Below are 14,286 nucleotides of genomic sequence, written 5' to 3' on the forward strand. Positions count from 1 at the left end.
ATGAAACTAATATATATATATACAGTTTTAGTGATGATGTTGGTTGTCGGATGTACATCATTCGACGCAGATAATCGATTAGAAGAAGCTCTCACAATGGCAGATTTAAATCGTACAGAGATGGAAAAAGTTCTAAGTCATTATGAGGAGAATTCCATGAAAAAGGAAGCAGCTAAGTTCTTAATACGAAATATGCCAGGCCATTACTCTTATGTAGACACTGCCGTAATTATAAGATACTCCCATTCTGTGGACTCTATTCTAGAAACAATGAAAGATTCCAGTTTCAATAGTATACGGGATTCTATCAATTCATGCGCTAAACGATTTAATTTGGCAAATTTAAAGAAATGCCAAGACATTAAATCTATATCGTCAACATATCTAATAAAAAACATTGACAAAGCTTTTGACAGTTGGCAGAAAGGAGCATGGGCCACACACCTTTCTTTTGATGATTTTTGTGAATATATACTTCCATATAAAGTCCATGAATTACAACTTCTTGATGATTGGCGTTTTAGACTAACAAATTTTCATTCTGAAAAAATGAGCGACTTAAATCGTTGTGATGCCTATAGGAACTCCACCCTCGAAGCTTGCAGAACACTAATTCGCAACTATAGTATCTACATCCAACCACAGATTGACGAAGATATACAGTACCCCACTATGAAATGGGAAATTAGAACTAAAGTTCCATTTGGTACATGTGAATACTTTTCTTATAATTCATTAGCATTACTACGAAGCAATGGAATACCTGTCGTTGCAGATTTTACTCCTCATTGGGCCTGTCGCCGATTAGGGCATTCTTGGAATGTCTTGATTTCTGAAAACGGATACCATTATCCTTTTGATGCGGGAGGTGCACTTCCAGGAGACAGTTATCGTCTTTCTGAAAAACTGGCAAAAGCATATAGGCATACTTACGCAATCAATGAAGAACTAGTAGACTTAAATAATTCAGAGAAAAATGTTCCTTCATTATTTAAAACAATATTTATAAAAGATGTCACAGCTGACTATATAAGCTCTACTAATGTTTGTATAAAATCATCAGAACTAATAAAAGAAAAAAAATATGCTTTTTTAGCAATCTTTGGTGATAGAGATTGGACTCCTATCTGTTTTGGAAAAGTAAGTAGAAAAAAAGTTTTATATAAGAATATAGGCAGGAACTCCTTGTATATGCCTTATTGTTATAATGATAGCGGGAAGATTAATGCTATAGCTTCTCCATTTATTGTCTCGTTAAATGGTAAGGTGAAAGAGATAAATATTAATCCGAAGAAAAAAATAGATATGATATTACGGAGGAAGTATCCCGCTTTAGAATATTCATGCAGTTTTCTACATCGGTTAGATAGTTGTGAATTCCAAGCCTCAAATGATATTGATTTTAAAAAATATAAAACAGTACATAAAATAGGTAAGTGTCATGGAATTGGTTATAATGTGGGTGTTTCAGATAGTATACCAGCATATCGTTATTGGCGTTTTTTCTCAACCAAGCCAGAAACTCATGCTAATGTCGCAGAAATATACTTTTTTGACATATCAGGAAAAGAGATAAAAGGAAAAGTCATTGGCACAGAAGGGGCATGGGGTAATAGAAAAGATTACACTCGTGATGCTGTGTTTGATGGCGATATCCTTACTTTCTTTGATGCGCCAAACGGTGACGGTTCATGGGTAGGAATGGATTTTGGAAAGCCTGTCAGAATTAGTCATTTTTATTATTTTGCAAGAGGAGATGGAAATGCCATTGCACCTAATGATAAATACGAGTTATTTTACTGGGACAATAGTAAATGGAATAGCCTTGGTGCAAAAAAAGCAACATCTCCCGTACTTGTATTTAAGAAAGTTCCCTCAGGAGGAGTGTACTTACTCAGAAATCTTACAAGGGGACAGGAAGAAAGAGTTTTTACATATGAAAATGGAAAGCAGATTTGGTGGTAGGCTTATACCCGCAACAATCCGCCGTGTGAATAAAAGGTGTGTATTGATTGACGTGACTGAAATATAAAAAGCAAACCCTTATGACGTATGTTTCATTTTACGACCGGTTTCGTACATACAGGAAGCAAATCATCGGTATATCTATATGCATATTCTTGATGATTACGACGGTCATGCCCGTAGAGGTACGATGGAGTCATGCGGAATCTATTACGGCATGGGCCTTGCCTGTATTCTGCTTGTCTGGTATGACATGCCTGTTCCTCTCAACTCGCAACACTGCATGCTTCAAGTTATCCATCTGTGACATGCTCATGCTGGCCGGTGCCCTTTATTATTTTTTCAGGGTCTGGATAGGAAAGGAATACCCTTGTGCTACGCAGTTTATTAAGGATACGGGAATGTTTGTCCTGTATTTTACCCTTAGACCGATATTCTCTCCGATCAAGGTCCAGGATATCCATCTTTCAATAATATTTGTCTTATTCGGGTGTTATGAGGCACTGAATGGCTTTTTCCAGATGACAATGGGGGAAAGCAGACATCCTGCTTATGTACTTACAGGATCATTTCTTAATCCAGGTCCCTATTCTGCATATTTACTTATCACTTTGATAATAGGGATACTGTCGAAAAATGATATCTTTTTATTGATAAAGGAAGTGCCAACAAAATATTATGGATATTTGATTGGGGGCTATAACTTCATTCTAGCCTTACTTGGCATTATACTCCTTCTTACATGGAGTAGGGCTGCCATATTGACTTTTGTGATATTCAGTCTATGGCACTATAGAAAATACTATTGGCGGTGGAGATATGTCATATGGCTGACATGCGCAGGCATTATTGTAGGTTTATATTTTATAAAACAAGGTTCCGCAAATGGACGTATTCTCACTTGGATTGCAAGTTTGAAGACATGGGAGCATACTCCTTGGCTCGGAGTAGGAATTGGTGGCTTTCGTCATGCCTGTGCTCAAGGTGTTTCAGAACTTTACATAGCAGATCCCTCTAATCCTTTGTTCTTTTCTGGAAATGTTTCAGAATATGCTTTTTGTGATTTTTTGAAAATTCTTATCGAGCAAGGAATTGTGGGTCTTGCACTTTGTATAGTTACGATGCTATCAGTTTTATATAATATATTTCATTATAGTAGGCCTCTATTCTGTGCAATATTGGCATTGCTTGCATTTTCTCTCTTTTCCTATCCTTTTGAATTATATCCATATCGCATAATAATTATTACGATTGCAGCAGCCTCTCCTAATCATGTTCAGATTGTAAAAGCGCATGGCTTGAGAAAAAATGTTATAATTATGCTATATGGATTAATATTTATGAGTATCTCTGCGTTCACTGCAAAAGAAGTTCAGTTGTGTCAAAATGCTGATAAGGAGTCGAAACTATTCATCGGTATGCAAAATGAGTCATTTATCTATGACTATTACAAAGTATTGCAAAAAGAAAATGATAATCCTCAATTTCTATTCCAATTTGCAAAGGTTCTCAGAGGTGCAGGAAGATATAATGACAGTAATGCGATACTCTCAAATGGGATACTGATCAGCAATGACCCCATGTTTTATTTGCTACAGGGAAACAACTACAAAGATATGGGATTCCCCCATTTTGCAGAGCAAGCTTATTTTAAGGCACATGCTGTAATGCCGAACCGTCTCTATCCTCTGTACCAACTTATGGTTTTGTATGAATCAGTGGGACAGAAAAGGAAGATGAAAAAGATGGCAAAGAGAATAATAGAAATGAAACCGAAAATCACTTCTCCTGCGACAGAGGAAATGAAACAAAAAGCAAAGATAGTTTTATGAGGAAAAATCTTTTTATTATGCTGTTTATGGCTCTCACCGTTAGGGCTCAACAATTGACATTACGTGATGCCATATCCATAGCTCAGCAAAATTCTTATGATGCCCAGCTGGCAAAACTCGAGTTTATGTCAAAGTATTGGATATTCCGTTCTTTTCAAGCAGATTTACGGCCTTCCATTAACCTTAATGGGAGCGTTGGAAATTTTGACCATTCTTTGGTAGCGGTAAGAAACTATAATGACGGCCAAGTGGCGTATGTCAGCAACAATTCATTGTCAAATCAACTCACACTTTCCGTAAATCAGAAAATTGCCGCTACGGGGGGAACCGTATCGCTGCAGTCATACCTTTATAGTCTCAATCAGTTCACATATGATAAGACGACTTTCAATTCACAGCCACTCAGGATCAGCTATACACAACCGTTCAGAGCCTTCAACTCCCTAAAATGGGATAAGAAGACAGCACCGATAGAATATCAAATAGCCCAGAAAAATTATATTTCTGCCATGCAGCAGATTACAATACAAGTCTCCGAGCTTTTCTTCAACGTACTTGCCGCACAATCAGATTATAAGCAAAGCATTGCAACAATAAAAGACCGCGAGCAGCTCCTTGACATGGCCAACAAGCGCCTGCAGATAGGTACGACGACCAAAAGTGAGGTGCTGCAGTTAGAGCTGTCACTGATCAATGCACAGGTGGCTGCCAACAGCAACAAACTGGCACTTAATGACAAGCTGTATCAGTTTTTCTCTTATTTACGCGTTACCAATTATGAACATGTGTCACTGATCCCCCCAAGCAATGTGCCCGATATATTATTGAACGTTGAGAATGTCCTACAGAAAGCAATAGCCAATTCCTCCCATTCTCTTGAACAAAAACAACAGACGATTGAGGCGGAGAGGGCACTTGCACAGGCAAAAGCTGGGCGCGGTCTGCAACTGACGCTGCATGGAGAAGTAGGATTCACACAATCGGCAAATACTTTCTCGAAAGCCTACCACCACCTCAACGACAATGAAATCATTGGACTTACCCTTTCCCTGCCCATCTTCGATTGGGGAGTGGGCAAGGGAAAGGTTAGAATGGCACAGGCACAGCTGGAACTTGCAAAAACGAAGAACGAACAAGTACACCTCGACTATATCCAAGAGTTACGAAAGAGGGTAATACAGTTCAACACGCAACCTTCACAATGTAAGAATGCTCTCAGGGCACAGGAAATTTCGGAACAGAGATACGAGATTACAAGGAAGAGATTTGAAACTGGAGCCACGTCCGTTACAGACCTTAACACTGCGCAGCAGGAACTCGAGTCGGCAAACAAGCAATATATAGCCATTCTCCAATCTTTTTGGACTGACTACTATACACTGCAGAAATCCACACTATACGACTGGGTTAACCGTACTGACATACATGTCGATTTTGACAAAATAATAATGAACCAGAAATAATCATGAATAAAGTTACAACAGCGATATGCATCTCTCTTTTAGCCTTGGCCATTTCATCGTGTAGGCATAAAAGAGATTCAGGGCAGGAGCAGGAGCCGGCTCTGCCAGAACAGCAACAGGCAATTGTGGAAGTTGACACCATGACTCTCAGTCTTCGGACTTTTCAGAAACAACTGCTATGCAACGGTAAACTCGTTGCTATAAGGAAAGCCGAGCTTCAATGTAGCAAACAGGGTGAGATACTACAAAGAGTGGCAGTGGTAAATGGACAGCGTGTGGCACGGGGCGCATTACTATGTGTGTCTGACACGCGTGACAGACTGGCAGACTTGGAAAAGGCACAACACGACCTTGAGCGTGCACGGGTAGAATTACAAGACAAAATCATAAGCTTAGGATACAGTGGAGAGATTGACAAGGTGCCGGCAGAGATACGCCATCGTGCCGAGATCGTGTCTGGTTATTACACCGCCAAGTTTCAACTACGAACAGCCAAAAAGAGTCTTAGTGAATGCGAACTACGTGCACCTTTCGCAGGAAGGATAGCCAACCTTGAGGCGCGCGCCCATCAGCCAGGGATGAAGTTTGCCACTCTCATAGACGATTCTTTCTTCGAAGTGGAATTCAAGATCCTTGAAGCTGAGCTTGCATTTGTCAGACGCGGACAGACAGTGAAGGTTACCCCGTACGCCAGTGAACAAGAAACATATGTCGGAGCTGTTACCGAGATAAATCCTACTGTTGACGATAAGGGGATGGTAAGCATAACTGCAAGGGTGAGAAACACCCCGACAAAGCTCATAGACGGCATGAACGTGAAAGTGACTGTTGAAAATGCCGTGCCTAATATGTTAGTCGTCCCTAAAGAAGCTGTAGTGGAACGCGATGGCTACCATGTAGTCTTCATGTATGACAAAAAGAGCAAACGGGCTGTGTGGACCTATGTTGACATAGCTTACAGCAACCTCACAAGCTATGCCATCACCGGCTGTGCAAAAAAGGAAACGGAGATTAAAGCCGGTGAAGTTGTTATAACGAAAGGAAATCTGAACCTTGCCGACGATACGGAAGTAAGAATTGGCAAGGAATAACAGGCATGCTGCCACCGGCCTATACATTATAGACTTATTTTAACCGCACTTGTATATACATGCTCAACCAACTCATTCACCGACCAATATCAGTAAGCATGATTCTGATAGCGACAGTTGCCGTCGGAATACTGTCATTTGCATATATACCCATATCATTGATGCCCGAAGTAGATATTCCACGCATCACTGTCCAGATGGCAAATCCGGGAGCATCAGCCACTGAGATAGAACAAAAGATGGTCACCCCCATGCGCTACCAGCTGGCACAAGTGGCAGGATTAAAAGAGATTGAAACGCAGTCGAGAATGGATGCCGGAACCATCACGCTCACCTTTGAACCGGGTTCGGATATGGACTTACTGTTTATAGACGTCAATGAGAAGATAGACCGGGCCATGAACACCATGCCCAAAGACATGCTGCGGCCAAAAGTGATAAAAGCCAGTGCAATGGACATACCGGCATTCTATATTGACATAACAAAACGGGGAGCTGACAATGACGATATGGCACAATTGTCAAGACTCGTACGCAACGTCATCGTTAAACGCATTGAACAACTGCCACAAACGGCAATGGTGGACTATAGCGGAACAGTGGGGACACAGATAGATATAGTTCCTGACATGAGTAAGATGCAATCCCTTGGCATTACGTCTCACGACATAGAAGCAGCTATAAACGATAACAACATCGTATTGGAAGCACTGAGCATAGTGAGTGGAATATACAGATACAGCATACACTTCGACTCACAAATCATTACCAAAAACGACATAGAGAATATTTACATACGTCACGAAGGGAGATTGTTGCAACTGAAAGACATATGCAGCATAACTGAAAAAAGCGGTGTGAGGAATGGCATAGTGCGAAACAATGGCAACAATGCCGTCACTATTGCCGTAATAAAGCAGAACGATGCACAGATGGCTGACTTACAAGAGGGAATCAACACCCTTATTGATAGTTTTCAGACTGACTATCCTGACGTAAAGTTCAACATTACAAGAGACCAGACAGAACTGCTAAGTTACTCCATAACCAACTTAGAGTGGAATCTGATCATAGGTGCGGTATTAGCATGTCTGATTTTATTCATATTCAATGGAGGGTGGCGCGTTCCATTGCTTATTATAATATCCATACCCCTGTCACTTATCATAACCTTACTTTGCTTCTACATCTTAGGCATTTCGCTAAACATAATATCGCTGTCCGGACTTATTCTTGGTATTGGAATGATAATAGACAATTCCATCATCGTTATCGACAACATAAGGCAACGGCACGATGTCATTACAGGAACAAGAGAGGTATTCATGCCCATGCTCAGTTCCGTTCTTACCACATGTTCCGTATTCATCCCCCTTATATTTCTCAGTGGAACCGCCGGTGCATTGTTCTACGACCAGGCTATGGGCGTAACCATAGCGCTTTTTGCTTCACTTTTGGTAGCGACTGTGGTGGTGCCGGTATATTATTTCACGTTGTTCAGAAACAAGCTTCATGAGAAGCACAGTGAAAGGAAACCCGAAAGAGCACTCATACATATTTACGAACCGGCCATGCGCTGGACTTTGCGGCATGGGAAATTGTCTATAGGCGGTTTCGTTGCTTGCATAGCTGCTATACTTCTAATATTCCCCCACATGGAAAAAGAGCGCATGCCTTACATCGAACATAATGACGCCATTATGACTATAGACTGGAATGCGGGCATATCGACCGAAGAAAATGACCGGAGAACACAGGAATTATTAAGTATGGCAAAGCAAAATATTTCGATTACCGCTATGTCAGGTACGCAGGAATTTATACTCTCGCACACCAAGGACATAACCAACAACGAAGCTGTTGTCTATATCAAGGCTAATGACAAAAACGAGCTTGACTCTGTAGAACGTACTTTTACCTCTTATGTGCAGAAAAACTATCCCAAGGCAAAAATAGAATTCAATATTTCTGGAAACATTTACGACCTCATATTCCAGACCGACAAGCCCGACCTTGAGATAAGGCTTCAAAAAACAGAAGGTGGAAGACCGTCGGTGGCAGAATCACGCATATTCTCAGACAGCATCAGACGCATGTTTCCTGAGGTCGACATACAGCCCGTTGCTACGGAGGAAATATACCGATACATTGCCAATCCTGAGCAAATGGCATTATATCACATATCTTACCGTCATCTATACACACGTCTGAGAGAACTTGCCGGAAACGGTAAAGTGTATGAAATAACCAATGGTGAACAAAGCATACCGGTGATAATAAGCCAGAATAAGACCAATGCCAACGACATCATGCAGAAAACCATTCGCAACGATGAAGGGGTCGACATTCCGTTGGAGTTCATAGTGGAAGCCACGATGGACGAGAGCTTCAAACGTCTGAGTGCCGGTAATGAAGGGGAATATTATCCTGTAATAATAGAAAAGGCATCGGATAAAACCATAAAAAAAATTGTAGAATACGCTGGACACCTTCATCAAGGAACCTTAAAAAGCATAAAACCATCGTTTCATGGCAACTATTACGAGTCAAGACAGATGATAAAGGAGCTTGCACTTATACTTACCGTTGCCATACTGCTGCTGTATTTCATTCTTGCGTCGCAATTCGAGAGCCTTCTCCAGCCCATAATAATCCTTATAGAAATCGTTATCGACGTGTGCATAGTGCTGATTATACTATGGGCTATGGGCGAATCCGTCAACATAATGTCCATGATAGGCCTTGTAGTCATGAGTGGCATTATTATAAACGACTCCATTTTGAAAGTTGACACAATAAATCACATATATCGGAGCAACGGCAATATATCACTGCTACAGTCTATAATCATAGCCGGGCACCGTCGTTTGAAGCCCATCATCATGACATCACTCACCACCATTCTCGCCTTGTTGCCGTTTCTTACCAAAGACAATATGGGGGCGGCATTGCAGTTCCCTCTATCAGTAACCATTGTTGTGGGAATGATTGCAGGCACAATGGTAAGTCTGTTCTTTGTTCCACTCATATATTTCATTATATACAGATGGAAAGAAACACGTGGTAAAACAAAAAAACGCTCTAGTATCTGTTAATGAGGCATTCGTTTTCCATACTCCTTACCGTGTGCATACTTATGATTATAGGTATGGCTCTCGTACCAGGTCTTGACATAAGCAACAAGCCACGCCCACAACAAGGGAAGACTCTTAACATTTCATATTATTGGCAGGGGACATCGGCAAAAGTGGTAGAACAGAACGTAACTTCACGCATTGAAGGATTGGTAAGTTCAGTAAGGGGTGTAGAGTCTGTTTCATCGGTATCAAATTTCGGTTCGGGGAACGTTACCGTACAACTGAAGAAAAACGCTTCTGTTTCGGGTGTAAAATTCGAGATAGCATCATTGTTACGACAAGTAAGAGAAAAACTGCCTAAGGAGGTAACCTACCCCGAACTGTCAGGAGGTGAAATAGTAACAGAACGGGGAAGGGATAGAGATGCACGTATTTTGTCGTATAGAATAAAGGCGGCTATGCCTGACATTGAGATAAAAAAACTTGCTGAGCGGACCATCAGGCATGATGTTGAAAAGATCAAAGGAGTCGGCAGGGTTGAAGTGTCTGGAGGAACAGAGAAATACATGGAGATTTCGTATAACGCTGGGCAGATGGCACTATACGGTTTGTCGTCTTACGATGTCGAGGATGCCATTCGCAACTATCTGGGCAGGCAGGACATCATCGGAGAGATTATCAAAACAGACAAACGGGGTGCGGATGAGCGAATATCATTGTTCCTTTCCGTTGAAGGAGAGAAAAAACTTCTAGAGTCGATACCGGTGAAAAACATTAACGGCAAGATAATCTATCTCAATAACCTCGCCAAGTGTGAATATAAAGACCGTGATCCCGATAAGTATTTCCGTATCAACGGGCTGAACACCGTCTACATGAACGTGATGGCAGAAGGTGGGGTAAACATAAACAGCGTGGCAGCAGAAGTAAAGAAGGAAATAGAAAGGAGCCAGACTGTCGGCTCAAAACTGAGCTACGAGCTGACATACGACAAGGCTAACGAGCAGTTCTCTGATTTCAAGACTTTTGTTTTTCGAAGTGTCATGTCGCTGCTCATACTCCTGCTTTTCGTCGTTGTCTGCAAGCGTGACTTTCGGTATCTTTTTATCATTGTCGCCACACTGCTGGCTAATATTCTCATAGCAGTCATCTGCTATCGGCTTTTCGATATATGCCTGCAGCCTTTCTCTATGGCTGGCATCACCGTGTCGCTCGGCCTGATTATCGACTCGACCATTGTTATGGTAGATCAATATAGCTACCATCGTAACTTCAAGGCTTATTTTGGAGTCGTGGGGGCAACGCTTACCACCGTCGGAGCTCTGTTGATCATATTCTGGCTGCCCGATTACATCAAGACTGACCTCTACGACTTTTCCTGGATCATTATAATCAATCTCGTTGTAGCTCTTCTCGTCTCAGCCCTTTTCGCACCGGCATTGGTAGATAGGATGAATTATTGCAGCAGGCAAAGCGGGAGACCGCGCTACATCAGGTTTGTCATGGCATGGAACAAAATCTACGGTCGCTATCTCAGATTCACCCAGAATCGTCTTGTGCGCCCTGTGTTATTGGCAGTTACGGCCTGTGCCTTCGGCTGGTCGTTGTACCTGTTCATAGACACTCTCGACTCTAATACCTATCAGCCCGAACCGGAGGAAATGAAACTGCACATAAGAGGACAGATGCCGTTAGGTGGTACGGCGAAGCAGCTCAACGACAAAGTACAGACAATAGAAGCTTTTCTTTCGCAATATAAAGAAATAAAACGCTACGAGACGGATATAGAGGGTTGGGGATCGGAGATTACGGTCGAATTCAACCCCGAACACTTGAACACGTCTTTTCCTTACATGCTTGAAAACAAGGTCATAGGCAAACTAATAACCATCGGTGGTGCCGATTGGAGTACATGGGGGGTAAGCCAACGTGGCTTTAGCAATTCGTTAGACCTGCAATACAGGAGCAGTAACATAGAGATTGCCGGATATGAATACGACCGCCTCTATCGCTTTGCAGAAGACATGTGCAAGCATCTTCGGCAAAACAATAGGGTACAGGATATCACCATTGAAACGCCTGGACACGAACGTCAGGAAGACGAGTATTATATGGAGTACAACAAAGATATACTCACCAACGACAGCATTAGCATCATTGATATATACCGTTCACTTTCCACGATGCTTGTGGAACACGAAATGGGACGAAAAAAAGAAAACGGGCAAAAAATGGATTATGTGCTGCGACCGGAGGAATACGGGAAATTCGACTTATGGCAGTTAGAAAACTCGTTCATAAAGGCTGGCGGAAGAGATATCCGTCTTGCCGATCTAATGTCTATAAACAAAAGGGAGGCAAAAAACTGCATTCCCCGTGAAAATCAGGAATATGTTCTGCGCGTGGCTTTCAATGTGCTGGGATCATACACTTACACCTGCAAATACATCAAAGGCATTACTGAAGGGTTCAATGCCAAGTTTCCTATAGGCTTCCGATGCATCAACAAGACAGATGGCAGTTACGAAGACAATGGTGCACAGTATTGGCTTATCGGACTTGTGGTGATAATTATCTTCTTCATATGCACCATACTTTTCGAGAGTCTTTATAAAGCTCTGATAATAATTATGCTCATTCCAGTATCTCTAACTGGCATGTTCCTTACTTTCCATTTCAGTAGTATAGAATTCGGAACGGGTGGTTTTGCGGCAATGGTATTTCTGTGCGGTCTTACCGTCAACAACGGTATCTACATGATTAACGAATATAAAAATGAATGCAGATATATCAAAGCATATAATCATAAGATAATACCTATTTCTCTAACGGTTTTCTCAACTATCCTTGGATTTATACCATTTTTATTAGAGGGGCCGACAGAAAGGTTTTGGTTCTCTTTTGCAGTAGGTTCAATTAGTGGATTGTTATTTTCCATGATTTCTGTAGTATTTACAATGCCACTATTTTTAAAATTGTACAAGCCAAGAGGCCAAAGTAAGCCTATTTAGCGAAATTATCTTTCTTTAACAAGATTGCATATAGTCGGATCATTCTTGATGCGCTCAATTTCAGAACCTACTAGTGAAAGAATATCTTTTTTCACCTTACGATAATTGGTTTCGATAGTCTCTTCAAGATTATCGGAGCCATTTTCGTTTATGAAGTTTGCTATTACAGGGATTGATTGATAGGTTTTCATCTCGGCCGATACCTTAGCCGAGTCCACCACAATCTCCGCATGAAAAATCTTTTGGTCAATACGTTCGTCGAAGTTGGCGGACACTGCACCAACGAACATTCCCTGCGTGAGATTGCTGATTTTTGATGCTGGGATAAGGCTATCCATTTGCGTGGAGATAGAGGTAGATTTGTCATTACGGTTGATAGTCATAGACTGTCGCTGTTGAAGCACCTTGCCGAAACGCTCAGAGAGTGTTTTGGCAGTTTCGCCCACCACTTGACCACTAAACATATTACCTACTGTGTTCTGTATTACTTTACTCTCCTTGTCACCATAATCACGGGTAAGCTGCGAAAAGTCCTGAAAGCCCAAGCACACCGCCACTTTATTGCTTCGTGCTGTGGCTATGAGATTATCCAAGCCGCGGAAATAAATCGTCGGCAATTCGTCGATAATCACTGATGATTTAAGTTGCTTCTTCTTATTGATGAGCTTCACGATACGACTGTTGTAAAGTCCCAATGCCGCCGAATAGATATTCTGTCGGTCGGGGTTGTTACCCACAACCAATACCTTCGGCTCATTGGGATTATTGATGTCGAGCGAGAAATCATCGCCCGTCATCACCCAATAAAGGGCTGGAGAAATCATGCGTGAAAGTGGTATCTTCGCTGATGCAATCTGTCCCTGCAACTGGTCTTGTGCTCCACCCTCCCACGCATCCATAAAGGGCGAAAGGTAGTTGGCAAGCTCATCGTAGGAAGTGAGTATCGGAAATATCTGTGCATAAGGACGATTAAGGAACTCTATGGCGTGTGGGAAGGTACAATACTTGCCATTCTCATATATCTTCAAAAACCAAAAGATGGCAGCAAGCAAGATAATCGGCGACTCCACAAAGAAATCACCCTGCTTCTGAATCCAAGAACGATTAAGGTTGAGCATAATGGTGTAGGCACTCTCGTAGGCATCTGATATATCCGTCATAAAGGCGGGATTGATGGGATTGCAACGGTGGCTTCTGCGTGGATCGTCAAAGTTGATAACATAGAACTGCGGCTTTACCTTGTAGGCATCCAAGTGATGGAGCAGGTGATTGTAGGCAATCTCGGAAAGGTCGGGAAACTTGTAGTCGTAGATATACATGGCAAAGCCTTTCTCAATCTGCTGCTTGATATAGTTGTTCACAATGGCGTAAGACTTACCCGAACCCGGCGTGCCGAGCACCATCGAGGCACGGAAGGGATTGACCACGTTAATCCAACCCTTGTTCCACTTCTTCTTATAGTAGAAGCGTGTAGGAAGATTTACCGAGTATTCATTTTCCATCAATCGGGTTTCCTGCATAAAACTCTCATTCTCCGTATTGAATACATCGTCCATCAGGTTGTTTTTCAGTAAACGGCTCATCCATACACCACCCATCAGCAGGCAGATATAGCCAACGGACAGTGTGAAGATATAAAGTGTAGCAGCTCCGACCTTGCCGATGGGCAATGCCAGCAGCCACCAGTTGAGAAAGAAAAAGACAAAGCCGGAGAAAAGCATCGTCCAAATCTTTGGCCACGTGATCTTCTCCTCCTTCACGCCTTTTGTCCCAAGACAGGATAAGGCAAGAAAAACCACACAAAAGAGTTTTGTCCAAAGAATGGATGAGAACAACCCTGTGGTACG

General features: G+C 42.0%; 8 protein-coding genes. 7 read left to right on the forward strand and 1 reads right to left on the reverse strand.

What is annotated here, in order from left to right; genetic code table 11:
- From VIR50_RS00840 to VIR50_RS00870, 7 genes are all read left to right on the forward strand, one after another.
- Entirely contained in the window at positions 1 to 1,965 is a 1,965-nt protein-coding gene (locus VIR50_RS00840; protein ID WP_331933254.1) for a discoidin domain-containing protein, read from the forward strand.
- Between the two features lie 145 nt (positions 1,966 to 2,110).
- Positions 2,111 to 2,272, forward strand: a complete 162-nt coding sequence (locus tag VIR50_RS00845; RefSeq protein WP_331933255.1) for a hypothetical protein — start codon at positions 2,111 to 2,113, stop codon at positions 2,270 to 2,272.
- Between the two features lie 214 nt (positions 2,273 to 2,486).
- Complete coding sequence (locus VIR50_RS00850; protein ID WP_331933256.1) at positions 2,487 to 3,797, forward strand: O-antigen ligase family protein; 1,311 nt, start codon at positions 2,487 to 2,489, stop codon at positions 3,795 to 3,797.
- Complete coding sequence (locus VIR50_RS00855; RefSeq protein ID WP_331933257.1) at positions 3,794 to 5,260, forward strand: TolC family protein; 1,467 nt, start codon at positions 3,794 to 3,796, stop codon at positions 5,258 to 5,260. Before VIR50_RS00850 ends, VIR50_RS00855 begins: the two co-directional genes overlap by 4 nt.
- Positions 5,261 to 5,262: 2 nt before the next feature.
- A complete protein-coding gene (locus VIR50_RS00860) occupies positions 5,263 to 6,351 on the forward strand; it encodes an efflux RND transporter periplasmic adaptor subunit (RefSeq protein WP_331933258.1) in 1,089 nt (362 codons plus the stop codon).
- 59 nt (positions 6,352 to 6,410) lie between these two features.
- A complete protein-coding gene (locus tag VIR50_RS00865) occupies positions 6,411 to 9,446 on the forward strand; it encodes an efflux RND transporter permease subunit (protein ID WP_331933259.1) in 3,036 nt (1,011 codons plus the stop codon).
- A gap of 41 nt (positions 9,447 to 9,487) precedes the next feature.
- A complete protein-coding gene (locus VIR50_RS00870; protein WP_331933260.1) occupies positions 9,488 to 12,439 on the forward strand; it encodes an efflux RND transporter permease subunit in 2,952 nt (983 codons plus the stop codon).
- 5 nt (positions 12,440 to 12,444) lie between these two features.
- Here VIR50_RS00870 and mobC read toward each other — a convergent pair.
- A partial coding sequence (gene mobC / locus VIR50_RS00875) for a conjugal transfer protein MobC (RefSeq protein WP_331933261.1) occupies positions 12,445 to 14,286 on the reverse strand: 1,842 nt, incomplete at its 5' end.

This window comes from Prevotella sp., assembly GCF_036570325.1.
GTDB lineage: Bacteria > Bacteroidota > Bacteroidia > Bacteroidales > Bacteroidaceae > Prevotella.